Origin of the sequence: Nostoc sp. LEGE 12447, assembly GCF_015206985.1 — a bacterium.
Classification (GTDB): Bacteria; Cyanobacteriota; Cyanobacteriia; order Cyanobacteriales; family Nostocaceae; genus Nostoc.
Map to the genome: position 1 here is coordinate 1 of NZ_JADEXT010000015.1, position 26061 is coordinate 26061.

Below are 26061 nucleotides of genomic sequence, written 5' to 3' on the forward strand. Positions count from 1 at the left end.
GGAGGTTATCTTGAACATCGACATAAAACCCCTATTGGTATCCAGGTACTATGGCGAGGTTGGTTAAAATTACACGACCTCTGTGAAGGTTGGCAGCTTGCAAAAGAGACTTAACGGTAAAAGTCAGGTCGTTGATGATGTCGCCACCAATCCGATATTTTCTGTCACCGCAGACAGAGCCGACAATAAGGTTAAAGGTTCAAAGTGGACGCTGAATTGTCCCGAACGGCTAAAAGCCTCAGTCCCTTGCCCTCGATCCCAAACGGCTAAACCATCTGCGAGGAAAAGCATATCAAATTTACCCCGTTCAGCCGTTTGTGCCAGCTGCTTGTAATGTTGGAAGTTTAGACCTCCATCAGCTGGGGTGTTGGGATGTCGCCATGCTGCAACGTGATGACCACTACCGGGTAAAAATGCTCCAAGTTTAAGTTGTTTTTTCGTACTCATGTTTCTATTTGCGACGGCGTACTCATGCTTTTTTCGTTCTCTTGTTTGGAACAAGAAAATCTTAGTTATTAGACTTAAACACTCCTGGGACAGCAAGCAATTCGGCTGCTGAAAAACCGAGGGCATTGGGCAACATCCCATGCCCAATGCCCCATGCCCAATGCCCAAGTATTACGCAGTCACCGCCTCACGTCGGTTGTACTCAGAAGCGTCTCCTTTGATGGCCTCACTTTGTTTCCCATCGATACCAACGGGGAGGTCGCCGACAATTGTCACGCGTTGAACGTGGCGGGGCTGATCGCCATAATCTGCGATCGCATAATGTTGAGTAGCCCGGTTGTCCCAAAAGGCTACGTCACCAACTTGCCAACGCCACCGGACTGTGTTTTCAGGACGTGTGATGTATGCTTGCAACAGCCGTAGAATGTCATCTGATTCAGTTGTTGATAAGCCACGGAACTGGCGCACAAATCCGCCGATGAATAGCCCACGCTCTCCAGATTCGGGATGGATGCGTACAACTGGGTGCAGAGTCTCGTATACAGTCGAGGTAAAGACAGCCCGATGAGCTTTGACATCTTCAGGTAGGTCGAATCCAGTTGCATAATCGTAGGCGTTGCTATGTACTGCCCAAAGTTGGTCTGCAAGATTACGCAGATGGATAGGTAAATCTTGGTAAGCAGTCACGGAGTTTGCCCAGATTGTATCGCCACCAGTCGGCGGAATATCAAGCGCTCGTAAGATAGAGCCGAGAGGAGGACGGTCTACAAATGTCACATCGGTATGCCAGTTATTGGCGCGGGAAGTAGTGCGGCCATAGTTCAAGTCTAAGACTTCTGGGTTTTCTGGCAGCGATGGTACAGTGGGGTGGGCTGTAGTAACTTCACCGAAACGACGAGCGAAGGCTACCTGTCCATCAGCATCCAGTTGTTGCTGATCCCGGAAAAAGATCACTTTGTGTTTGACTAGAGTCTTGCGAATATCGCTGATGATGTCATCGCTGAGGTTAGAACTCAGATTAACACCAATAATTTCAGCACCAATACGTCCTGCAACTGGTTTGATATCAAAGTATTGAGAACCCATGTTTTTATCTCCAATAAATTTATGTTTGGGACTAGCCTTTTCAAGTTGGGTGAAAATTTGCCTACAAGAAACTCCTCTTTAACCTCTTAACTCTGTGTTCTCTGTGCCTCTGTGGTTAAAGAAAAGATTTTTTAACCGCAGAGACGCAAAGGGCGCAGAGAGAAAAAAGAGATTTTAGAAGTCACCTTGAAAGGGCTAATGTTTTTACTCAGAGGTTGTTTGAAAAGTGTTTCGCTGTGACTTTAGGCACTTTAGATCCCCCCTAACCCCCCTTAAAAAAGGGGGAACCGGAATCAAAGTCCCCCAATTGATCAGGGGATTTAGGGGGATCTAAAATTTTTGATACCGACAAGAGGACTTTTCAAACATCCTCTTAGGTCGTCAGCAGTCATTCAATTTTGGATTGAAGGAAAAATCTGCTGATTTCTGATTCCTTTCATCTGCTAAACACCAGGAGTAGAGCCGCCATCAACGATAATCTCTGTTCCTGTAATCGATGCAGCTAGATCCGACACCAAAAATAACGCTAACGCGGCAATTTCTTCTGGTTGGGCGATTCTTTTTAAAGGAATACTTTGGATGTTTTGTGCCTTCACTTGCTCGACGGTGATGCCTTGCGCTTGGGCGTTTTGTCGAGCTAAAGTCTCGGCACGCTCAGTAGCTGTAGCACCGGGCGATATGGCATTAATGCGAATTTTGTACTCGGCTAACTCTTTAGAAATGCCCTTTGTAAAGTTGAGTAGAGCCGCATTGCTTGTACCACCAGCTAGGAAGTTAGGGCGAGGTGTACGTCCTGCACCACCAACTATATTGACAATGCGTCCATCACCGCGACTTTTTTGATGGGGGACGACGGCTCTAACTAAGCGGATGTAGCCCAATAATTTTAAGTTCCAAGCATCCAAGAATAAATCATCGGTGGATTCAAGGAAAGATCCAGCACGGGCTGAACCAGCGTTATTAATCAAGATATCAATCTGATTAAACTGGGCTAATGTTGTGGAGACAACTTTCTCAACATCTTCTGCTTTCGTTAAATCAGCGCTGATGGCAATAACTTTAGCGCCTGGGGTGGGTAAGGACTGGATGTCAGCTACTGCATTTTCTAGTCTTTCTTGATTGCGGGCTGCGATCGCAACATTTACACCTTCACTATAAAGGGCTTTGGCAGTAGCTAACCCAATTCCTGCACTTCCTCCGGTAACAATCGCAGTTTTTCCTGATAGTTTTAGTTCTAAACTCATACAAATTTACCCTCACAAATGTTAGTCTTTCTCAATAAATCAGTGCATGAAAAAAATTAATTACGTTAGCGTAGCGGTAGCGAGTCCGCGTTCGCTTTTAGCGTCTCGTAGAGAGCATCATTACGAATTACGAATTACAAATTACGAATTATTTTGAAATGTGCAACACAGCCTTACCAGGAAAACGCCTGTCGAGTAGTTGTTGGGCTACATCAGCTATTTGTGTCCAAGGAGCTTCTAAATCAATGTGAGGATGCAACTGACCGACTTCTACTAGACTCAAAAGCCGTTTTAGACCGACTGCGGCTGATTCAAATCTCAATTCATCGAACAGACGTAAACCATACAGGCTCACGCTACCAGTCCCGAAAAATTGGGCAGCGTTGAATGTCACTTCTGCTCCCCCAGATACTCCATACAGCACAGTTTTTCCATCTTGCGCTAGTAAGCCAAGGGCTACCCCCAAAGTCTTACCACCCACTGACTCTATAATTAGATGATAGGGGCCATACTCACTAGCAGGTGAAAGGTCTTCGCCAATCACTACCGATTGTGCCCCTGCTTCTCTAACCAAAGTTTCATAACCAGGTTGACGAATATGTGCTGTTACTTGCGCCCCTGACAGTTGCGCCAATTGGATAGCAAAGTAACCAACGCCTCCTGATGCACCTGTAACCAGAACTGGACGACTTAACAGTGAACCACCTTTTAGCACTGCATGATACGCGGTTAAACCTGCTACAGGTAGGGTGGCAGCTTGAGCAAAAGATACCGATGGCGGCAGTTCTGCTAAGGCGTTAGTAGGAACAGATACAAGTTCCGCCCAAGCACCGGCGCGACGTAAGCCAACTACACGCGCTCCTTGGGGAGGCCCAGACCCATCAACCGCAGGGATTTCTACTACACCTGCCAAGTCCCAACCAGGCTGCCAACCAACCTCAGCAGTGGTTGAACGTTTTATTTCTCCGCGATTCAGAGAAATCGCCGCTACCCTGACTAGAGCTTCATCTGGGGCAGGCTTTGGTGCATTCACTTCACTCAGTGCCAAACGCCCCGGCACATTGGGGTCAACAATCACAGCACGTATTTTGCTCATAAGGTTGCCCTGGCTTAGAGATTAATTTCTAGTTCGTTGGTTTGCAATGTACTGTCTGCAATAGATAAACTCGATAGATTAGTTATTTATTCTTAATTCCAAATCCCTGTAACTAGATTAACGAAATTTTATTAACTACGGTAACACAATAGATTTACAGTATTTTTGGAACGTAAGAAGAAAATTATCACAGACAGCCAGAATAATCAAGCACCTGGCAAAAAGATTTGTTGCATCAATGCTTACATCTATTGCTGTGTTGTAAGCTAGTCCCTGTCAACCTCCACCTCTTACCTGGCTGTATGACTAGCTGCCTCTCCAACTGTCTCTAGATTTTGCTAAGTAGTATAGGTAAATTCAAAATTCAAAACTTTTATATCTTTGACCTAATGAAACTCAAGCGTTATTTCTGGATAACTATTTTAACCATTACTGCATTATTAGTTGCTATTTTACCCGCTAGGACTCAGCAACATACACCATCAAATACCCTGTTTCAGGCATCGACAATTAGCGCTCTTGCAGTGGGAATTTTTGACGGCAATACTAATTTTTAACAATTGAGGAAACACGGTAATTTTGGTTTGGGGACAGTAAATGCTCTGGATGGAGAAATGGTTGGATTAGATGGCAAATTCTACCAGATAAAAGCTGATGGAGTTGCTTCTGTTATTCCTGATTCAATGACAAGCCCTTTTGCTACAGTCACCTTTTTTCAACCAGAAACATTAATTAATCTAGAAGGGCGGATGAATTATAAACAATTGCAGCAATCTTTAGATCAGCGCTTACCAACTAAAAATTATCCTTATGCAATTCGTATCCAAGGTAATTTTCCTTACCTAAAATTTAGAATTCCTCCTAAACAAACTCCGCCTTATCGTTCTTTAGCTGAAGCATTAAAAGAACAATTAATTTTTGAATTAAGAAATATTAATGGCACTTTAGTCGGTTTTCGGACACCCGAATATATGCAAGGAGTAAATGTTAATGGCTATCACTTTCATTTCATCACTGCAAATCGGACAACTGGAGGGCATATCTTAGATGGACAATTCCAAAATGCTAAAATAGAAATTGATCCTCTATCAAACGTTGAGATAAATTTGCCCAAGAGTGCTGAATTTGTGCAAGCTGATTTGGGAGATAACAAACCTGTTGAAGTCAACAGAGTTGAACGTAAGTAAATATTTTTGAATAAAAGCTATGTCACTACCAGAAACTATTGCAAAACAAACGGATGCCCGCCCACCTGTGGCGATTGGTCATGTAAGATTATATGTGAGTAATGTACCGAAGGCTAGCGATTTTTTCGTCAAGATAGGACTGCGGTTGATTACCCAATCAGAACAATTAGCTGTTTTGGAATTACGGGGAGGAACGCACTTAGTTTTGAGAACAAGTTCAGAGGCGATCGCACCTGGAATCAATGCACCTTTTGATCTGATGGTAGATGATGTTCTCGCCACCAGAGATACTTTTAAGAAGTGGGGACTGACTGTTTCTGAGATCGAAACAGGCAGAATCCACAGTTCATTTACCTTAACTGGGCCAGATGGCTATTTATTGACGGTGACTTCTTCACATACAGGCGGTAGAGAAGTTTAACAATTCAAGAGAAAGGTCTTAGCCGTCACAATTGGGTGTAGTGCGTAATTAGTAGCGATGCCTACTACGGCGTGCGCCAACGCACTATCTTAGCGACGCAACCCAATTACCCGCTCTAAGTCTGCTCCTGTAAAAATTGCATCGGTAACATTAGCATTGGTCAAATTTGCATCTTCTAGATCAGCTTTCGTAAAATTAGCTTTGCTGAGGTTCGCTCCCGTCAAATTTGCTTTTCCTAAGTCTGCATCAGTTAAATCAGCGCCACTCAGGTTAGCATTACTCAGATTAGTTTCATCTAAGTCAGCGTCAATTAGGATGGCATTACTTAGATCGACTCCGTTGAGGTCGGCTTTATCTAGGTTCGCGCCTCGGAGGTTACAGCCTTGACATTTTCTGGTGGATAAAAGCTGTTGAACTAGATCGCTTGTCGCAGTTACAAGGGTAGGAGGGGTTGGAACACTCTCTGAATTTTGCTGATTTGTTTGTAGAGGTGTAGTTGGAGCGGGGGCTAGATTTGGTTCTGCCGCTTGTGGTTGTTCCGCTTTAGAACATCCGATTACCACTCCTGCTGCTAACATAGCGATCGCAGCTAGACTAATTTTTTTCTTTACAGCTACAGACTTCAATTTTCGATCAACCTCTTCTACTTTACATCAATTCTTAATTTAGCAATTCAGGCAGTAATGCCAATCTATCTTAAGTTTAAAAAAATGATAATTTAGCTTGTTAGTTCTGGGTTAACTCACAAGATAAAAATATACTCTCACTGACTCTGTTTAGAATCACTAAAATCCGGTCGTGCCGAACTACTTTTTGATAGATTACAAATACAAATTGTTTTGTATTTACAGTAGTTTGTAGCTAAATGAGGTACAGAACCAAGGATTCACAAATCAAATTATTCTTCTCCCTCCTGCCTCCTGCCTCCTGCCTCCTGCCTCCTGCCTCAAAACCAGTGACTTTGTAACTCATGCAAAAGAAAACTGCTGTATTAACACCAGGTTTGCACAACATGACCCTTCAACTGTTGTCCTAACCAAGGTGTATTTTGTGAAAGTGTATAAAGACTTTTTCGTTCAACTTTCCAGATTTGCTGGGGGTCAAATAAAGTAAGTTCTGCTGGTTGATGAGGTAAAATTGCACTGACTTCTTGCCCCAAACATTTTGCTGGACTGGTACTTAATGCCCGCCATAATTCTAAAGCTGTAAATTCCTCAGTTTCAACGAGATATTGCCACAGCAAGGGTAATGCTAACTCTAAACCAATTGCTCCTGGAGGGGCTTCAGCAAAGGCTTGGACTTTTTCTTCGTAGCTGTAGGGTGTGTGATCGATAGCGATCGCATCGATCACACCTGCACGTACCCCTGCACGCAACGCCGCAACATCACGCGGATTTCCTAAAGGCGGGTCTAAATGCAAGCTAGTGTGATAACTCTTAACTGCTTTTGTATCAAGTAAAAGGTGCATCCAGGTAGTACTGGCGGTGATGGGTAAACCAGCAGCCTTGGCTGAGGCGATTAATTCCACGCTGCGAGATGTGGAGACGCGCATGATGTGGACTGGTGTACCGATGGCTGCAACCAATTCAAGCATTGCTGCGATCGCAGTAGTTTCTGCGCTGGCGGGTATTGGAGGTAAACCGAAACGGAGTGCATCTGGCCCTTCCCTCATTACACCATTTGCAGTTAACTGGCGATCGCTCGGCCAAAATGCGACTGGTTTGCCCAAAGGCTGGAGATACTCTAACACTCGCCGCACCAGCGCCAAATTTTCAAAGGGCTTACCATCGCTAAAACCAACAACTCCAGCAGACGCTAAATCTGCTAATTCTGTCATTTGGTTTCCAGCAACATCTAGGGTGATAGCACCCCAGATATGAAGCAGGGGAGCAGGGGAGCAGGGGAGCAAGGGAGACAAATTCTCCTCTACCCCTCTGCTCCTCTGCCCCTCTGCCCTCTTCTGCTGCAACTGGGCCACAAGTGCAGGGTTATCAATAGCTGGGGATGTATCGGGTAAGATGCTAACTCTGGTAAAGCCGCCAGCAGTAGCAGCTTGTAAAAAAGACAACAGGGTTTCCCGTTCTTCAAACCCTGGTTCACCGGAGTGGCTGTACAAATCCACTAACCCAGGCCCGAGAACTAATCCCTGACAATCTCTAATTTGAGTATTGGGATGAATATCAGCAATGTGCGAAGCCACTTCTTTGATATAACCATCAGCAATCAGCACATCAAAGATTTCGTCGATTTCAGAAACTGGGTCAATTACCCGTACTTTTTGCAGCAGTTCAGTCATAAAACTTTTTAGTTAGGAGTTAAGAATAAAGTTAGGAATTAGAAGCTATAAGTTATGAGTTAGGAGTTATCAGTTATTTGTTCCTTGCTCATCATTTTTAACTTTATTCATCACTCATAATTTTTAACTCCTAACTTTATTTCTAATTCCTCGCTCCTAACTCTTAACTTCTTTATAATGCTCCTGCTGCTGTTTTATCTAGTACGCCTCCACCAAAGTGAGTGGTGATGTTCATCGCTTGCAATACTGGTAAACCATCAATTCCAGAAGGGTAGTCGATAACGCTGACTGCGCCATTACCCTGGCGGAAATTCCAGAAATTTTCTAGCGATAAACCCAGAATGTGACAAAGTAGAGTTTTATTTGTAGCATCATGAGCTACTACTAATACAGTTTTGAATTGATTGGTTAATGCTGCTTCTACAATTGATTGCCAAGCTGCAACGCTGCGTTCCCAAACCTCTTGTAAATTTTCCCCTTCAGGCATTTGCACTTGGGCGGGTACTAAGCGCCAGCGCTGCAACTCTCCGGGAAACTCTTGTTCTATTTCTGTTTCTAATTTTCCTTCCCAGAGTCCGTGGCTGATTTCTCTTAAACCATCTTGCAAGTCTAACTTTACATTAGGATGCTGTTTTAAGATAATTTCTGCTGTTTCTTTCGGGCGCAGCATTGTGCTACTTACTGCAAAATCAATTGCTACCTCTTGGAGAAATTCGCCTGCTTTTTGCGACTGTTGTCTACCGTTGTCGTTGAGGGGGACATCAATTTGTCCTTGAAACCGGGTTTGGCGATTCCAGTCGGTTTCGCCGTGACGCACTAGCAACAACCTGACTCCTTTATGATCTGGTCGCAATGAGGGTAAAGTTTCTCCAGTATGTTGCGTCTGATTTAGAGATTCTAGCTGGACTGGTTCGCCCAATCCCCCAGCAAAATTAAGTACACTGATGCCACAGTTAGATTGCTGTATAGAATGGTAGCGACTTGCAGGGATTCCCAAAGCTGTGCTAATTAGGGCGCGATTAATGCCGTTATGTCCCACTATCAGAATAGTTTCGCCTTGATGCTGAGACAAAGTTTCTTGCCAAAATTGCCGCGCTTGTTCGTATAAAGCAAGAACAGGAAAATGTTCTCTTGTTCCTTCTGCATCATTAAGCAGCATCCGCAGTTCGTCTGGGCGTTGATGCCAAGTGCGGTAGTCTTCGGCAAATTTTTGCTTAACTTCAGCAGTTAGCAGTGCTTCCCATAAAGGAAGGTCGATTTCTAGTAGCAAATCAGAAACTTGAATTACAGCAGATTGTTCAGAATGAGTAGCTAACTCACTATGAATAATATCTGCTGTGTGTTTTGCTCGTTGCAGAGGACTGCTGTAAATAGCATTAAATGAAATATTGCTGAGGGCTTTGCCAGCTTTACTGGCATCGTTACGACCTTTCTCGGTTAATGTTGACGCATCAGTGCGTCCCTGAATACGCCGCTCGGTGTTATAACCGCTTTGACCGTGGCGCACAATGATGACACGAGTCATCTCAAAGCCCTCCTGTATCTAGACGATTAATTTTACTGCAAAATGATTGCAGAATTACCGACTCAGGAAAGGGGATTTAGTTAAAAGGGTAGTTAGGAATCGCAACTATACAGGCAAAACCCACCTCCGTGCGTTTTAAACCCTCAATTATTTCCTTAAATCAAGCTAGTGGTTCATGTCATTAAGGTGTTCAGATCCCCGACTTTTTAAAGAAGTCGGGGATCTCGCAACCCAGAAAAATTAATGAGACAGACTACTGGCGTGGCAAGGCTAACGCACCGTGGATTGCTGATGGTGCGTTGCGCTATGCAACAACACACCCTACATGAAAGCATCAACTTTATACTTGATTATTCTCTCCCTAAATCTAACTGTACTTGCAATCCATCGTTGTCATTGCCAGACTGAGCGGGTGTTAAGAAAACAGAAGTGTCTGGCTGTGATAATGTCTCGTTAAATTGGATTTGGACTGGAGTTTTGTCTCTTCTATTATTGTTAGAGATTGTTGATGGATTAGTTTGCTCAAAAAACTTTCCAAAGTCATCTTGGGCTGTTCTATTATCAATTCCGACTAGAGAATCACCAGTTAATCTGTATTGTCCTGAATTTAAGCTTGATGCTGGTGACTGGGCGTACACCTGGCTTCCTAAGCTTGCAAAAGCTGTGGTAATTCCCAACAAAGCAATAATTTTGGCGTTCATTTTTTTGTCCAAATTATCTTTAATATTGCTTGTCTTTATTCTCTGGGCAAATTATTTTAATTAACTCTATCGTTAGGTTCTACTACAATAATTGTATTGCGTATATAGTTGGCTCGTCAATTATTTCTGCTCTATGTTGATAGTAATACATCTTAAGTTAAGTAAGTTGGCGTAAATAATTGTTATTGGGATAATACCAATTTAATGTGAAGTTGCATATATCTTGATCCCCCTAAATCCCCCTTAAAAAGGGGGACTTGAAGAAATTTCCCCCCTTTTTAAGGGGGGTTAGGGGGGATCGAAACACTGTTAGACAATCTTTATAAGACTTGTGTGTACACCGTAGCCTTTCTAAGGGGGGATTAAGGGGGGTAATTTAACTTGTGTGTACACAGTAGCCTTTTAGGAGAGAGGTCAAAATCTTACTTCACTGGGTCGATAACAGCTATACAGCTTTAAATATAAAATTATGCGTTTCATCAACAAACCCATGCGTTTCATCAACAAAATCGTTCTGTTCATCAACAAACCCATGCGTTTCATCAACAAAATCGTTCTGTTCATCAACAAACCCATGCGTTTCATCAACAAAATCGTTCTGTTCATCAACAAACTCATGCGTTTCATCAACAAAACCATAATTTTTGTGAGAAACACTGATATTTATATTATATTAGACACCAAGCTGTGAGGATTTTACTGAACTAAAACACCGCTTTAGTAAGGCAAACTAGCTCTAAAGCAATAAAAAGGATACATTTATGCCTGCTCAAAAACGTACATACCGCGTTTTAGAAAAAGCTGAATTAAGAGTGGCTGGACTTAAAGCAATTGATCCCAGCATGGATTTTGGGGATGCTCGCAACTTGCAAAACATGACACAACTAATTGAGCAGTACCGTAGCAAAATAGATGCTTATAATACTGCTCTAGCCGTGATTAACTCTTCTAGAACTGAGATGGAAGAATTGGACAAAGCTTTAAGTGACATAACTGAAAAAATGCTGATTGGAGTTGCTTTTAAATACGGCAAAGATAGCCGTGAATATGAAATGGCGGGTGCTGTTCGTAAAAGCGATCGCATCCGTAAAAGCAGAGCAACACGCTTAAGGGCGACTCCAAAAGAATTAGCCAGTGAAAATGCTAAAACTCCATATCTTAATGGACTAGATAGAGCGATCGCAGAATAAATCCATTCTCGTACAAAGTATGGAAACGAGTAAATGGTTAGTTTTAACTCTCCACCCCCTACTCTCCAACCTTTTTCCACGGTAGTTTAATTGTAAATCGACTACCTTTGCCTAACTGACTTTCGGCGTGGACAGTACCACCATGCAACTCGACGATTTTTTGTACCATCACCAATCCTAAACCCGTACCTGCGGAACGACGGGTAGAGGCATTTTCAACTTGTATGAAAGGTTGAAATAATCGGAAAAGGTCATCGGAAAGCATACCAATACCCGTATCTACCACGCTAAAAAAGATATATTTATTTGTGGAATTTGGCTGAACTTCAATCCAAACTTTGCCTCCGTCGTGAGTAAACTTGATAGCGTTGCTCAACAGGTTGATAAATACCTGGCGGATGCGGCGCTCATCAACTTGGATGGGTTCGAGTTCTTCAGGGATTTGTACACTCAGTTGGATATTTTTTTGTAACGCTAAATTTTTGACGAAACTGAGACTAGAGTCACATAATTCTGGAATTGAAGTAGCCGCTAGTTGCAGTTCTATCTTGCTGGATTCAATATCTGTAAGCTCAAGGATTTGGTTAATCAATTCTAGTAAGTTCTTACCGCTCGATTCGAGGGTATTTAGAAACTGGCGCTGTTCTTCAGTTACAGTACCGTAGACTTCATTTTGGAGTGCTTCTGCAATTTCAAGAATGGAGCTTAAGGGAGTCCTCAATTCGTGGCTCATATTTACCAAAAAGGTTTTTTTGGCACGATTTGCAACTTCAGCAGCTTCTTTAGCCTCACGTAGAGCGGATTCTGCATTTTTACGATCGCAGACTTCTAAACTTAGAGCAACAAATTCAGCTATTGAGCTAACGAAGTTTTGCTCACTCACTTCCCATATCCGAGGAATATCAATCTGTTCATACAATACTGTTCCCACGACTTCGCCCCCAACCCAAATGGAGGTATTAATTAGGGATACAATATTCTTTGTTTCTAGAAATTCATCATATAATTCTTGTATCCGTAGATCAGTACGAGTATCGGTGACAGCGATGATGCGGGCAGATGTCAGGGATTTAAAGTAGATGGGATAATCTGCGCGATCGCGTTCTAAACCTGCTGAATGTTTTTGATTGCTACGTTCGTAGAGACTTATACATTGTAGTTTAGTGCGTTGACGCAGCCTGCCGTCGTCATCGCTATTGAATAACCACACACTTACTCGTTCTACTTCTAAAGCATTCGCGGCTTTCTCTGTAATAACTTTGAATGCTGTTTCCAGATTTCCTTCTGAAATTGCCCTGTGATTTGCCAGTTCTGCCAACGCCCGATTATGCTTTTCTAGCTTTTGCTCACTATTAATATTTTTTTGAATCTCTTGCTGTAAATCTTGAGTTCGCTGTTGAACTTGCAATTCTAACTCTTCATTTTTTGTAATCTGTGCAGTAAAGATTTTACGTAAATGCTGCATCATCTCATTGAAAGATTCACCCAGCATTTCTACTTCTTTAATGCCTGGTACAATCACCACCGAGTCTTCAACCTTGGTGAAATCGGCTAAATCTTTTGTCGCCGTGCTGAAGTACAAAATTGGTTGAGTTATCCAACGGGCGGTAACAATTCCTAGTAAAATAGCTAATCCCAACGCTCCCAGACAGAGAAAAATTGTAGTTTGAGTGTTGCGATCGATTTGCCCCATAAAATCTGCTTCAGGGACAGCTACTACAATTAACCAGTTGACATTTGGTTCGCCTTGCAATGGTCTAATTTCTAAAAATTGTCGTTTGCCATTCAAAGAAAAATCTAGTTGCTGTAAACTCTTAATTTCGTCAAAGTTAGTAAATTTAGTTTCTAAATATTTAACACTTGCTTGAGTAAAAGCATTCCCGCTTTGGGAAGCTGCCAACCTAATTGGTTTACCATTTTGTAGGCGGAATGGTTCTTCCGTTGTGGAACTTGCGACTAATAGCCCCGATCGCTCGATAATAAAAACTTGCCCAGACTTGCCAACTTTAATATTTTGCAGCAAATTCCCAATTTGTGATATATGAGTTAGAGTGCTGTTGACACCGAGTAACTCACCTTGGGAGTTATATATAGGTTGAGAAGCACTAATCAACAGCGTTGGTTCAGTGATGGGTGTAAAAATTTGACTAAAGCTGAATTTTTTAGCGGTAACTGCTGCTTGATAGTTAGGACGCGATCGCGCATCATAGTTTTTGATTACCTCTGGTAGCTGAGTACGTTGACCAAAAGACTCAATTTTGTAGGTGTAGAGGTCGTAACCAGTTGACTTATCAGCTTTTCTGAGTAAATATTGGCGATCGTTGAGCTTTTCCACCGCTAAGTGTTCTTGCTGTTCATTGCTTGCCGTTAAAGCAACAGCATCAGGAAAAATCTCTAACTGCTTGATTAAGTATGACTCCCAAGTTGCCAGATTTTCCATCTTCAGCAACCCAATATCAATGATATTTTGATTACCGCGCAATACTTGACGCGGAGTTGAGAGATAAGCCTGTAAATTTTGCTCTACTCGATTAGCGACTTCATAACGCAATTCGCTAGCTACCTCATTGACTGCCTTTTGCCCATTGCGGATTGATAAATATGCAGTCAATCCCACAGCTAGCAAGATTTGCAGCACAAACAACGCTACAAGGATGCGACGTAGAGGTACACCTTTAAATAGGGGAAAAACACCATTTTGACCAATATTTTTGTTCATAAGCCCACTCTCCCTTCCTGTCCTATAGTAGTGAGTACAACACCTCGACTTCTTTGGTCTGCGGGCTTATACATAGTTTGTACTCGGTCGGATCAAGTGCCAATATACCACTTTTGGCAAAAGAACAAAACTTTAGGGACTTCCAATTAAAAAAATACTCTTAACCCAGGTTGATGGGTTTTGTTTGTATAGCCGCGACTTCTAGTCGCCAGAGCTAGTAATATAAATTTATTAAGCCTTAACCCAAAGGTATTGCACTACCACAAGAAGAAAATCTAGGTTTATCTTCTACCCAAGAACTGCTGCTTTAATCTTTTTACAGATATCCACCCAAGCTTTATTCTCTTGCGCTGAGTTCAAGCTGTCTAAAGGTTGATTTGGAGGGTGGGCTGACTGATACTTTTCAATTTCTGTTTCGTCATAGCCGCTAGAACTCAACGGTATCCAAATAATTGTGAGTCCTTTAGCTTCCGCCGCATCCAACAATGGGGGTAACTCATTATCAGCAATAAAGTCTGATGCTAAAAAATCTGGGCTAACCAACAATACTGCCACTTTTGCTGCTGCTAAAGCATTTTCAATTTCTTTGCGCCACTTAGCACCAGGTTGAATCTTAGTATCGTCCCACACCAGCATATTTTGGTTACGAATTATTGGTTTGAGGTGTTTCTGGAGTTTAGTAAGCCACTCTTGATCTTGATGACTATAGCTAATAAAAACTTGATTCCTGGTTACGGGTTCAAACATGGGTATTTCTAAATTTGGTGGAGTCGGTAAAACATCGTCAATCAATCCTCGGACATCTACCATAAAAAAAGTTTTCTGGCACTGGATTTGGTAATTACGCGCATCCAGGGAGTTATACAATATGTCTCTATCGTAAAAATGAGGACTTTGACTATTTTTACACTTTTCACAATTACAAGGAACAAGTGTTTGATATTTTAGGCGTTCGTAAGACTTATGGATTTTGTCCAGTTCATGAGTGATACGTATTAGCAGGTCTTTCTTGCGGTTTCCTGATACGCGGACTTTAATTTCTCGCTGATCGTAGTTTTCAATCACTTCTGCGTGGGTTTGTCCTTCGCTGAGAACAACGCCTGTTTTCCAAACGAGAGTTTGTTGTTCAATTAAAGAATGCATTTCGACAATAAAGCGAGTAATAATACCTTTCGGCATGAATTCGTATGTGTAGCGCAGAATCAGGTTATTGGATTCATTCCACTTGAAATCAGGCTGATTGGTAGAGAGTAATTGAGGTGCAATATAAGTACCCAGATGACTAGGAATTTCGTAACACAGTTTAAATTTTATCATTAGCTGCAACAGTTCTGCCTGCATATTGGCATATTTGTTTTCGTGCCATATTTTTGCTAAATCATTGCGATTAAATTTACCCATATTTTGAATTACTTGTGGATTATCTAACACTTTATAAACGGCATCTGTACCCCAAGTTGGCTTGAGAATTACGGTTTTTCTTAGCAAGTCATCGTCTTTAAAGTGAAGGCAAACACCTAAATCATGCAGATAGCCACTGAGTTGAAGTTTGTCCTCCTGTTTAGTAAAACCATGTTCTTTACAGATGCTCAGATATTCTTCCAAGCTAATATATTCATTGGAGTCACGTTCTAAAGCTTCTCGCACTTTAACCCAGGTTTTGGGAAGTTCTATTCCTACATGAGGTAGATTGCTAATATAATGCTTAATTTTATTTAGTATTTCTGGCAGACCGCGATCAGTGGCAAGATTAGTAGTAAGTGTTTCCTGAAAATTAATAAATTTGTACCGTAAACCTCGCTCATTTATTTCTCGTTTGCGCTCCTGCTTTTCATTTTTTACAATTAATAATGGACTATTATCACTTAGCAATTCAACCACATTTAACCAGTAGTAAAAATCTGTATCTTCTCTGCGAGTATCAGCAACTAGGGCATAAAGAGAACGTTTTGTGAGAAAAAATTGGTGGGTAGAATGGTAAATCTCTTGACCACCAAAGTCCCAAATGTTGACCTGAAATTCTTTGTGATTGTCAAGCAAGAACTTCCATTGAATAACGTCAATGCCTTGGGTGGAAATTTCATCGTGCTGTAAAGTATATTTCTGGTCTTGAATTTTTTTGGCTAGTGTAGTTTTGCCTGCACCACCTTCTCCCACAATGAGTAATTTGGCTTCGTAAAGGCGATCAGTTTCTTGTTCTAGCTGTTGCCTGTAGAAGTTCAGAATTTCTCCGACCCTTTTCGTTCGGATTTCTGGTGGAAGTGTTTCTAAGGTATTGCTGGATAATTCAAAGACGCTGAGGTTAGTGAGTAGACCAATTTCTGCTGGCAGCATGGTCAGTTGATTATTACTAAGGTTAAGTTTGCAGAGATTGATGAGTAGACCAATTTCTGCTGGCAACGTTGTCAGTTGATTAGAATTTAGGTAAAGCTGATAGAGATTGGTGAGTTGACCAATTTCTGCTGGCAACATTGTCAGTTGATTATTACTGAGGTTAAGTTTGCAAAGATTGGTGAGTTGACCAATCCCTGCTGGCAACGTTGTCAGTTGATTGGAATTGAGGTCAAGCTGATAGAGATTGGTGAGTTGACCAATCTCTGCTGGCAACGTTGTTAGTTGATTGGAATTGAGGTCAAGCTGATAGAGATTAGAGAGTTGACCAATCCCTGCTGGCAGCATGGTCAGTTGATTGGAATTGAGGTCAAGCTGGCTGAGGTTAGAGAGTTGACCAATCCCTGCTGGCAGCATGGTCAGTTGATTGGAATTGAGGTAAAGTTGGCTGAGGTTAGAGAGTTGACCAATTTCTGCTGGCAACGTTATCAGTTTATTGAACTGAAGGTTAAGCTGGCTGAGGTTAGAGAGTTGACCTATCTCCGTCGGTAGCGTTATCAGTTGATTGAATTGGAGGTAAAGCTCTCTAAGGTGAGAGAGTTGACCAATTTCTGCTGGCAACGTTGTCAGTTGATTGGAGTTTAGGTGAAGCTCTCTAAGGTTGGAGAGTTGACCAATTTCTGCTGGTAGTACTGTCAGTTGATTTGAATTGAGATCAAGCTTCCTAAGATTGCAAAATTGACTAATCTCTGTTGGCAGCATTATTTGTGGATTGGAATTGAGGTCAAGCTCCCTAAGGTTGGAGAGTTGACCAATTTCTGCTGGTAGAGTCTTCAGTGGTCGATTGAATCCGAGGTTAAGCACATTGAGGTTTGAGAGTTGACCTATCTGTTGTGGTAGAATCTTCAGTTGATTGGAGTTGAGGTAAAGCTCCTTAAGGTTTGAGAGTTGACCTATCTGTTGTGGTAGAATCTTCAGTTGATTGGAGTTGAGGTAAAGCTCCTTAAGGTTTGAGAGTTGACCTATCTGTTGTGGTAGAATCTTCAGCTGATTAGAACTGAGGTAAAGCTCTCTAAGATTTGAGAGTTGACCTATCTCTTGTGGTAGAGTATTCAGTTGATTGGAACTGAGATCAAGCACAGTGAGGTTGGAAAGTTGACCAATTTCTACTGGCAGACTTGTCAGTTGATTCGACTGAAGGTAAAGCTGATTAAGGTTAGAGAGTTGACCAATTTCTACTGGCAGCTTCATTAAACCTTTGTCAGAAAGGTCTAATATTGTTTCCTTGTCTCTGGCAGCTTTTTCAATGAATTGCAGAAGTTCTTCGTTAGTCATAGGTAGAGTTTTCACCAAGGCTATCTATGTCTCTTAAGTTGCCATTGTGCATTTTGGCAGCAGAGAGATTGAGCTAATTAATTACTAATTTAGCGTGTATCAAGACTTGCATCGGGGTGATAAGCTGCTGTACGTCAACGCTCCACCTACAATCCTCACTATTCCACCTCTTAACACCAATTGTTGAGTCAAAAGGGCGTAGGCGTGCGTAGCCCATCGGAGACATCGCTCCACCTATCAACCTCACCCATAATCTAGATTTACTCATCTAGACGAACTGCGATCGCCTTTAACAATTCCTCAAAGTCTGATTCGCTGTGAATATCAGGGGTGAGCGTGTTCATATCTCTTAGCAGGTTAGTCAGTTCTGCGATCGTGTTGCGAATCTCGGTGTATTGATCAATTTCTTCACGAAATCCCTGCAAATTAGCTGCACCAACTTCTCTCATCCCTTCGTCTAATTCTTTAATTTCGTCTTCCCAATGCTTAATATATTGAAGTCTTGCAACAGGTCTATAAATTTGGGCATCTGCCAACACAACAGGAAAAATTCGATTATAAAATTCACTATTTTTAGCAATTTGCACTAGCTCAAACATACAATTGGGAGACTTTAAATACTTGTCACTAATAACTGCGATCGCACATTTACCCCGTCCAATCCGTTCCATAAAGGCTTTAATCAGTCCTTTGTAGCCCAAATCGCGTTTATCGCGGATGATTTTGACTCCTTTTGCCTGAAAAGTCTCATCCAGTTGATTGACAAATTGCTCACTTTCTCCACCCCAGGCATAAGAGATGAAAATTTCCTTATTGAATTCCATTGCAGACTGACTATTTATGATAGGTTTTTCTTCTTGATTGCTATCTCGTAATAGATGCGTCAACAATTCATTTCTCTCTTGCTCCAGTTCGTTTTGCAACTGTGCAACTTGGGGGTTAAGTTCCTTATCTGGTGTATCGGTTTGGAATATGACATCATCAATTAAACCGCGGACATCAACCATTTGAAAGCTTTTCTGGCATTGGATCTCGTACTGACGAGCGTATCGAAATCTATACAGCACGTCAATAGAATAAGCATGAGGAGTCCGGCTTTTTTCACATTCTTTGCAGTTACAAGGAACTAGGGTTTGATATTGCAAATTTTCATAAGAGTTGTGGATTTTTTCGAGTTCATGGGTGAGAACTGCCATCAATTCTTTTGTACGGTTTCCGGTTATACGGATTTTAATTTCCCGTTGATTGTAGTTTTCAATGATTTCAGCACGAGTTTGGTCTTTGCTGAGAACAACACCGCTTTTCCAAACGAGTTTTTGCTGTTCAATCCAAGGGTGCATCTCGACAATAAAGCGGGTGAGGATGCCTTTGGGCATGAATGTATAAGTGTAGCGCAGGATTAGGTTATTGCGATCGTCCCAGGTATAATCAGGTTGGTTGGGAGAAAGTAATTGAGGTGCAATATAAGTGTTGGAACAACTAGGTATTTTGTAGCACAGTTTAAAGTTCATCATTAGCTGCAACAGTTCTGCCCACATATTGGCATATTTTTCTTCATGCCAAATATTTGCTAAATCATTGCGATCAAATTGACCTTGTTTTTCAATGACTTGTGGATTATCTAACACTTTGTAAACAGCATCTGTACCCCAAGTTGGATTGAGAATTACGGTTTTTCTTAACAAGTCATCGTCTTGAAAGTGTAAGCATACGCCTAAATTATGCAGATAGCCACTGAGTTGAAGTTTGTCCTCCTGTTTAGTAAAACCATGTTCTTCACAGATACTCAAATATTTTTCCAAGGTAATATACTCGTGGGAGTCATTTTCTAAAGCTTCTCGCACTTTAACCCAGGTTTTGGGGAGTTTTGTTCCTACATGGGGTAAGTTACTAATAAGGTGCTGAACTTTATTCAATATTTTTTGCAGGCCGCGATTAGTGGCAAGATTTGTAGCAAGTGTATCTTTGAAATTAGTGAATTCCCTCCGTAAATCCGGCTCATTTATTTCCCATATACAATCCTGTATTTCATTTTTGATAATGAGTAAAGGACTATCATCACTCAACAATTTAACCACATTTAACCAGTAGTAAAAATCTGTGTCTTGTTTGCGAGTATCCGCAACTAGGGCATAAAGAGAGCATTTAGTGAGAAAAAGTTGGTGGGTAGTATGAAAAATCTCTTGGCTACCAAAGTCCCAAATATTGACCTGAAATTCTTTATCCTTGAACGGGAACTTCCATTGAATAACATTAATGCTTTCAGTAGATATTGCATCCTGCTGTAACTGATATTTTTGGTCTTTAATTTTTTTGGCTAACGTAGTTTTACCTGCACCACCTTCTCCCAGAATGAGTAACTTGGCTTCATATAAAAGATCAGTTTTTTGTTCTAGCTGCTGTCTGCAAAAGTCAAGAATTGCTTTAAACCCTTTCTCGATAATTTCTGGTGGAGGTGATTCTAAAGGATTAGTGCTGAGGTCGAGAGATTGCAGGTTAGTGAGTTGTCCAATTTCCGATGGCAGACTGCTCAGTTGATTGTTGTTGAGGTAGAGGGTTTGCAGGTTAGTGAGTTGTCCAATTTCCGATGGCAGACTGCTCAGTTGATTGTTGTTGAGGTAGAGGGTTTGCAGGTTAGTGAGTTGTCCAATTTCCGATGGCAGGGTTATTAAGCCTTTGCCTGAAAGGTCTAATTTTGTCACCTTGTTTCTGACAGCTTGTTCAATAATTTGCAGCAGTTCTTCGTTAGTCATTTCGGGTTTTACAGAGGCGATGCCTGACGACGAGTTGCTGCTTGGACGCGCAGCAGAAAAATTGAGCGTAATTAATAATGTAGCCTGTATCAAGGATTGCATTGAGAAAAAGTGCGATTACAGTCTCCTACACCTCTACGCTCGACCTCAAAACCTCACCATTCCACCTTTGAACACGAACTGTCGAGCAAAAAGGGCATTGGCGTAGCCCGTCGTAGACATCGCTTCACCTCTGAACACGAACTGTCAAGGTCTGCTCGCCGCAAAATATCTCACTTTTTGTATTTGATTTTAATATTGTTATGTCATTCTATGTAACTTGATGGCTATAGCTTTCCACATTACCCAGGTTCCATCCAATATATAAATATGCTAGAAACTCAATCAAGTCCTCATTCACATACAAACACATCAATCAAAGCTGATACCTTACCTACATCTGTTATTTCCTCTTCTACCTCTCAAGAAATCTACGATGTTGTAGTAGTTGGCGCTGGGCCTATTGGGTTAGCAACTGCCATTGGCTTACGTAAACGTGGTATTGAAAATGTCCTTGTCATCGATCAAACTCGCGCCTTTCGTCAAATTGGACAAACATTGGATCTTCTCCCCAATGGATTAAAAGCTCTCAAATATTTAGATCCTAACGCTTACGAAGAAGTCAAAAATACTGGACTGGGTTTATTGAATCCCAAACAGTCTAATGATCAAGTAACTGTCGAACCTACTCAAAAGCAACAACCTCCAAAAGTTTCACCCCAATGGGTTTACAAAAATTTAAAGGGCGAGATAATTCGGTCAAATTCACTTAGCTTTGATGACTGGTTTCAAGATTATGGCGAGGGTCGAGTATCAATTTCTTGGTACAACTTACAGACAACCCTCAGACAGCTACTTCCACCAGACCTAGTTAAAGCTAATCACCGTTGTATTAATGTTGTGAATGAGCCGGAAAAAGGTTTTGTCCGCATAGATTGTATAGGTGATACAGCAATAGAAACCAACCCTTATGCCTATTGGATAGATGGGCAGAAAGATAACGATCCGCAGCCTCAAAACTCAGATATTCTCTCCCAAGAATTAGCAATAAAATCCATTAGAGCTAAACTAATTGTCGCAGCAGATGGGATTAATTCTACAGTTCGTAGGCTGCTTTACACAGATACTCAATATCATGATTTTGCCCGACCTGAATACTCTGGGTTTGCAGCTATATTTTGTATGGAAATAGCTGAAGTACCAAAGGAATTATTGACAAAACTAGAAGAAGATTTTTTTCAAGACTCACCACTTGTAACAATCACTAATGATGAAATAACTGGAAATAATGTTTGTATAAATAACATCAGGATAATATTATTTCGCAGACCAACTGGTGAACTTGGGTACATAATACATCTTGCTTTGCCTTTAGACTCGTTGCAAGAAAAGTCAGAAAGTTCTTTAATTGACTTAGCTTTGCAGGAATTGGAAAAAGCAGGTTTTCCTGATGCGCTCAAGCAATTAGTGCGTCTGTCTCCTCCTGCCAAAATGCAGCAACGTCCATACTACATTCATCCCGCTAGCATTTTGGATTCTCTACAAGTTTCTAACCCAACTGACCTCAATATAGAAGCTAATCCTGCCAAAATTCCACCAGCCTGGAGTGTAGGGCGAATCGTCTTAGTTGGCGATGCCGCACATGGAATGCCTCCCTTCATGGCTCAAGGAGCTAATCAAGGATTGGAAGATGCGCTAATAGTTACAACACTCATCGCTAAAATTGCTGAAGAGAATAACTGGAACGATCTGCAAGCTATAGCCAAAGCCTTCGAGAAATATGAGTGTCTTCGTCGCCCATTGATAGCATACGTCCAAGAAGCAACATTAAAGCGATCGCCCCACTCGTCAGATAAAGAGTGGGAAGACTACAGCCAACAGATATATCGCCGCAATTTCGACCAAGTAATAGAGGCGTTGTAGTTTACCGCCTGTGAAAAATTTTGATTAGAATGCAGATGTCCACTAGGCGGCAATACTGCGTAGGTTTTGAGTCGATCCCCCCAACCCCCCTTAAAAAGGGGGGCTAAGAATGTCTTATTTTCCCCTTCTTAAGGCAGGGGACTAAGAATGTCTTATTTTCCCCCTTTTTAAGGGGGATTAAGGGGGATCTCCAATGAGTATGCACCTTAATTTACGCAGTATTGCACTAGGCGACATACTGTATATCCACGTAAATCCAGAAGATACTCGATGAGTAATCAACTACAAGACTACAATCCTAGCGGCGTAGGTGAAATAAATGGCAACCTCTTAGGTTTGCCCTGCGATTATGAGTCTGCAAACCTGATTGTCTTTGGTGTGCCGTGGGAAGTTACTGTTTCTTATGGTGCAGGCACAGCTAATGGCCCCCAGCGAATTCTTGATGCTTCAACTCAACTAGATTTATTCGATTTTGATAACCCTAATGGTTGGAAGCAGGGAATTTTCATGGTGGAAATTCCCCAAGATATTTTAGAGAAGAATACATACTACCGCGCCTTGGCAGCAAAAATTATTGAGCGATTAGCCCAAGGTAAAGAACTCTCGGATACACCAGATTTAACATCTGTCCTCAGAGAAATTAATCAGGCTGGGGAACAGGTAAATCAATGGCTATTTGAAAATTGCCAAGAAGCAATTAACAAGGGTAAGGGAGTCGCAGTTATTGGTGGAGATCACAGTTCGCCGTTAGGTTATTTCCAAGCATTAGCAGCTAACTACGCCAACTATGGCATTTTGCACATTGATGCCCACGCAGATTTACGCGATGCTTATGAGGGATTTGAGTTTTCCCATGCGTCGATTATGTTTAATGCGATGAAAATACCGCAAATTTCCAAGCTAGTGCAAGTGGGTTTGCGTGATATTAGTCATGATGAAGTGCAAATGATTGACGAATCTGATCGTCGCATTATTGCCTATTACGACCCAGCCATTAAACAAAAGCTTTACTCTGGAACAACTTGGCTTGATTTATGCCAAGAAATTATCAGTCATTTACCTGAGTATGTTTACATTAGCTTTGATGTCGATGGTCTAGATCCAAAACTTTGCCCAAGTACAGGTACTCCTGTTCCAGGTGGATTGGAATTAGAGCAAACATTTTTTCTGTTCCGGGAATTAGTCAAAAGTGGTAGAAAAATTATTGGCTTTGATATTTGCGAAGTCGGTGATGCCGAGTGGGATGGTAATGTTGGAGCGCGGGTAGTTTACAAGCTGGCAAATTTGATGGATTTGTCCAAACAGAATTCGTAATTATTGAGTTACTAAAATCGTTCGACTGAGACGTTCTGCGATTGCTCAGTCGAGCTATCTTCACACTTTTCGCGTAGCATTCCCCAGGAAAGTCGAAAACTTAAAATTAAATAATAAGCCCCTGACTTGATTGCTGGAGTCAATCTAAAATTTTTTGAATAACCTTGCTCTACTATCTAAAAATTTTAAGATAAAGAATAGCCCGTTGCTTTGTGAACGTATTGCACAACTTTTTGATATGATTCGGGATTACTCACAGGATTAATGATGATGGGGATAGTGCCATCTGGCAACCAGAAAGTTATCCTGCCATTAGGTTCATGACAAAAGGAACTGATGCAGTTGAGATTAATTACATATTCATTTTTTTCGTAAAGGATTTTCACCCAGTGGGCATGATCTAATTCTAAACTTGTCACACATTCTAAATAATCGAGAATCTTTTGATAATCTTCTAGGTTACTTTGTGGATTAATGACTATTGGAATGGCACTATCGGGTAGCCAAAAAGTAACCCTGCCATTCACTTCATAACAAAAAGCATGGACACGTTCAAAATTCACTACATATTCTCTCCTCTCGTAAAGGATTTTCACCCAGTACGCCACAACATCTCCTCAAGTCCGAAATTTACGAATGATGCACCCTGTATGTCCAAGTCTACTGAAGCCTTAAGTTTTTGTTGCTGTGTACCAATTCAAAATCAAATTAATTTGTTTGAATTATGAATTGTTAAGAAACCTCCAATGGTGTTGGTGTACCTGAAGTTGACAAAGAAAGAGCGATCGCTGCTTGAATAAACCCTTTAAATAAAGGATGAGGGCTACTAGGACGCGATTGAAATTCTGGATGAAATTGGCAAGCCAGAAAGAATGGGTGCTTGGGTAATTCCACAATTTCAACTAACTGTCCATCAGGAGAAGTCCCACTGATCACATAGCCGGACTTTAATAAGAGATCGCGGTAAGCATTATTGAACTCATAGCGATGTCTATGTCGTTCATAAATTACATCTTCTTGATAAAGCTTGAAAGCCAATGTATCAGGAAGAACACGACAAGGATATAGCCCCAAGCGCATTGTACCCCCTAAATCCACAACTTCCTGCTGTCCTGGCAATAAATTAATTACCGGATTCGTTGTATGAGGGTCAAATTCAGCACTATTAGCATCTGTTAATCCCCCTATGTTCCTAGCCCATTCAATTACAGAGCATTGCATTCCCAGGCATAAACCCAAAAAGGGAATTTGGCGATCGCGTGCGTATTTAATAGCGGCAATTTTGCCATCCACTCCCCGAACCCCAAAACCTCCTGGCACAACTACCCCATCGACACCCCCAAGATGAGTTTCGGCTGATTCATTTTCCAAATCTTCTGAGTTCACCCAACGCAAGCGTAGTTTGCCATAAGTGGAAATTGCTGCATGGTTTAATGCTTCCACGACAGATAAATAGGCATCACTTAACTGCACATATTTACCGACAATGGCAATTTCTAGCTCATGCTTGGGAGTATGTAAGCGTTGTACCAAGGTTTGCCACTGCGTCAAATCTGGTTGGCGTTGCTCCATTTGCAACAAGTTCAGCACTTGTTCTGCCATTCCTTCCCGTTCCAGATTTAGCGGTACTTCATAAATACTTTTGGCATCTTGAGAAGTAATGACGCATTCTTCGGGCACATCGCAAAATCCCGACAATTTTTGCTTTAATCCCTTTGGTAAGGGGCGATCGCTCCGACAAACTAAAATATCTGGTTGAATACCAATGGATCTGAGTTCTTTAACTGAATGCTGTGTTGGCTTAGTTTTCATCTCACCCGCAGAAGCAATCCACGGTACCAACGTTACGTGCATATACAGTACATGTTGCCGCCCCACCTCTTTGCGGAACTGGCGAATCGCTTCCAAAAACGGCAGTGATTCAATATCTCCCACCGTCCCGCCAATTTCTGTAATTACTACGGACGGATTTGTACTTTTAGCAACTCGCAGAATCCGCTCTTTTATTTCATTAGTAATATGAGGAATAACCTGTACAGTACCGCCATTGTAGTCTCCGCGTCGCTCTTTATTAATGACTGCCTGGTAAATCGAGCCAGTAGTCACACAGTTCAAGCGCGACATTGAGGTATCGGTGAAGCGTTCGTAATGCCCCAAGTCTAAATCTGTCTCCGCACCATCCTGGGTAACGAATACTTCCCCATGCTGAAAAGGGCTCATTGTGCCAGGATCGATATTGATATAAGGGTCGAGTTTGAGAATCGACACCGAATATCCGCGCGACTTGAGCAAACGCCCTAGACTTGCTGCTACAATGCCCTTACCAATACTGGAAACTACGCCTCCAGTTACGAAGATAAACTTAGTCATAGTAGTTTGAATTTCTAACAACTTCTAAAAATACATCCCGTCATTGTGCCACAGTTATTGTGGTGTAATCTTCTATGATTTGCT

Annotated in this window: 19 protein-coding genes and 1 pseudogene; 6 read left to right on the plus strand and 14 right to left on the minus strand. The window is 41.7% G+C overall.

What is annotated here, in order from left to right:
- Positions 1-126 precede the first annotated feature (126 nt).
- From IQ274_RS16745 to IQ274_RS16760, 4 genes and pseudogenes are all read right to left on the minus strand, one after another.
- Positions 127-447, minus strand: a pseudogene (locus IQ274_RS16745) (LLM class flavin-dependent oxidoreductase); the annotation flags it as partial.
- Positions 448-618: 171 nt separating this feature from the next.
- Positions 619-1533 carry a TauD/TfdA dioxygenase family protein gene (locus IQ274_RS16750; RefSeq protein ID WP_194142912.1) on the minus strand — a complete coding sequence of 305 codons (915 nt, stop codon included), beginning with the start codon at positions 1531-1533 and terminating at the stop codon, positions 619-621.
- Between the two features lie 443 nt (positions 1534-1976).
- A complete protein-coding gene (locus IQ274_RS16755; RefSeq protein ID WP_194142913.1) occupies positions 1977-2777 on the minus strand; it encodes an SDR family oxidoreductase in 801 nt (266 codons plus the stop codon).
- Positions 2778-2925: 148 nt separating this feature from the next.
- Positions 2926-3873 (minus strand): zinc-binding dehydrogenase, encoded by a 948-nt coding sequence (locus IQ274_RS16760; protein WP_194142914.1) that lies wholly within the window; start codon positions 3871-3873, stop codon positions 2926-2928.
- A gap of 389 nt (positions 3874-4262) precedes the next feature.
- Here IQ274_RS16760 and IQ274_RS36565 point away from each other — a divergent pair, with 389 nt between their 5' ends.
- Genes IQ274_RS36565 through IQ274_RS16770 form a run of 3 tightly spaced genes read left to right on the plus strand, consistent with a single transcriptional unit; the run spans position 4263 to position 5481 of the window.
- Positions 4263-4430 (plus strand): hypothetical protein, encoded by a 168-nt coding sequence (locus IQ274_RS36565; RefSeq protein WP_228058223.1) that lies wholly within the window; start codon positions 4263-4265, stop codon positions 4428-4430.
- 3 nt (positions 4431-4433) lie between these two features.
- Complete coding sequence (budA, locus tag IQ274_RS16765; protein ID WP_228058224.1) at positions 4434-5060, plus strand: acetolactate decarboxylase; 627 nt, start codon at positions 4434-4436, stop codon at positions 5058-5060.
- Positions 5061-5079: 19 nt separating this feature from the next.
- Complete coding sequence (locus tag IQ274_RS16770; RefSeq protein ID WP_194142915.1) at positions 5080-5481, plus strand: VOC family protein; 402 nt, start codon at positions 5080-5082, stop codon at positions 5479-5481.
- Between the two features lie 89 nt (positions 5482-5570).
- On the opposite strand, the gene IQ274_RS16775 is transcribed toward IQ274_RS16770, so the two are convergent.
- From IQ274_RS16775 to IQ274_RS16795, 5 genes are all read right to left on the minus strand, one after another.
- The gene (locus IQ274_RS16775) at positions 5571-6107 is read right to left on the minus strand and encodes a pentapeptide repeat-containing protein (protein WP_228058225.1); all 537 of its coding nucleotides are present in this window, start codon (positions 6105-6107) and stop codon (positions 5571-5573) included.
- A gap of 365 nt (positions 6108-6472) precedes the next feature.
- Positions 6473-7777 (minus strand): dihydroorotase, encoded by a 1305-nt coding sequence (locus IQ274_RS16780; RefSeq protein WP_194142916.1) that lies wholly within the window; start codon positions 7775-7777, stop codon positions 6473-6475.
- Between the two features lie 172 nt (positions 7778-7949).
- Positions 7950-9302 (minus strand): histidine phosphatase family protein, encoded by a 1353-nt coding sequence (locus IQ274_RS16785; protein ID WP_194142917.1) that lies wholly within the window; start codon positions 9300-9302, stop codon positions 7950-7952.
- A 350-nt stretch (positions 9303-9652) separates the two neighbouring features.
- On the minus strand, positions 9653-10003 hold the full coding sequence (locus IQ274_RS16790) for a hypothetical protein (RefSeq protein WP_163930510.1): 351 nt from the start codon (positions 10001-10003) through the stop codon (positions 9653-9655).
- A 414-nt stretch (positions 10004-10417) separates the two neighbouring features.
- Positions 10418-10609, minus strand: a complete 192-nt coding sequence (locus tag IQ274_RS16795) for a hypothetical protein (protein ID WP_194142918.1) — start codon at positions 10607-10609, stop codon at positions 10418-10420.
- A 155-nt stretch (positions 10610-10764) separates the two neighbouring features.
- On the opposite strand from IQ274_RS16795, the gene IQ274_RS16800 reads away from it, so the two are divergent.
- A complete protein-coding gene (locus IQ274_RS16800) occupies positions 10765-11193 on the plus strand; it encodes a methyl-accepting chemotaxis protein (RefSeq protein ID WP_163938994.1) in 429 nt (142 codons plus the stop codon).
- Positions 11194-11251: 58 nt separating this feature from the next.
- Here IQ274_RS16800 and IQ274_RS16805 read toward each other — a convergent pair whose 3' ends face one another.
- From IQ274_RS16805 to IQ274_RS16815, 3 genes are all read right to left on the minus strand, one after another.
- Positions 11252-13912 carry an ATP-binding protein gene (locus tag IQ274_RS16805; RefSeq protein WP_194142919.1) on the minus strand — a complete coding sequence of 887 codons (2661 nt, stop codon included), beginning with the start codon at positions 13910-13912 and terminating at the stop codon, positions 11252-11254.
- Positions 13913-14200: 288 nt separating this feature from the next.
- On the minus strand, positions 14201-17578 hold the full coding sequence (locus tag IQ274_RS16810; RefSeq protein WP_194142920.1) for a COR domain-containing protein: 3378 nt from the start codon (positions 17576-17578) through the stop codon (positions 14201-14203).
- 260 nt (positions 17579-17838) lie between these two features.
- The gene (locus IQ274_RS16815; RefSeq protein ID WP_228058226.1) at positions 17839-20433 is read right to left on the minus strand and encodes a COR domain-containing protein; all 2595 of its coding nucleotides are present in this window, start codon (positions 20431-20433) and stop codon (positions 17839-17841) included.
- A gap of 267 nt (positions 20434-20700) precedes the next feature.
- On the opposite strand from IQ274_RS16815, the gene IQ274_RS16820 reads away from it, so the two are divergent.
- Together IQ274_RS16820 and speB are read left to right on the plus strand one after the other, a co-directional pair.
- Positions 20701-22293: an FAD-dependent oxidoreductase gene (locus IQ274_RS16820; RefSeq protein WP_194142921.1), complete on the plus strand. Its 1593-nt coding sequence runs from the start codon at positions 20701-20703 to the stop codon at positions 22291-22293.
- 270 nt (positions 22294-22563) lie between these two features.
- Entirely contained in the window at positions 22564-23607 is a 1044-nt protein-coding gene (gene speB / locus IQ274_RS16825; protein WP_194142922.1) for an agmatinase SpeB, read from the plus strand.
- 185 nt (positions 23608-23792) lie between these two features.
- On the opposite strand, the gene IQ274_RS16830 is transcribed toward speB, so the two are convergent.
- Both IQ274_RS16830 and IQ274_RS16835 read right to left on the minus strand, forming a co-directional pair.
- A complete protein-coding gene (locus IQ274_RS16830; RefSeq protein WP_114084087.1) occupies positions 23793-24215 on the minus strand; it encodes a hypothetical protein in 423 nt (140 codons plus the stop codon).
- 124 nt (positions 24216-24339) lie between these two features.
- Positions 24340-25977, minus strand: a complete 1638-nt coding sequence (locus IQ274_RS16835) for a CTP synthase (RefSeq protein ID WP_194142923.1) — start codon at positions 25975-25977, stop codon at positions 24340-24342.
- Between the last annotated feature and the right edge of the window lie 84 nt (positions 25978-26061).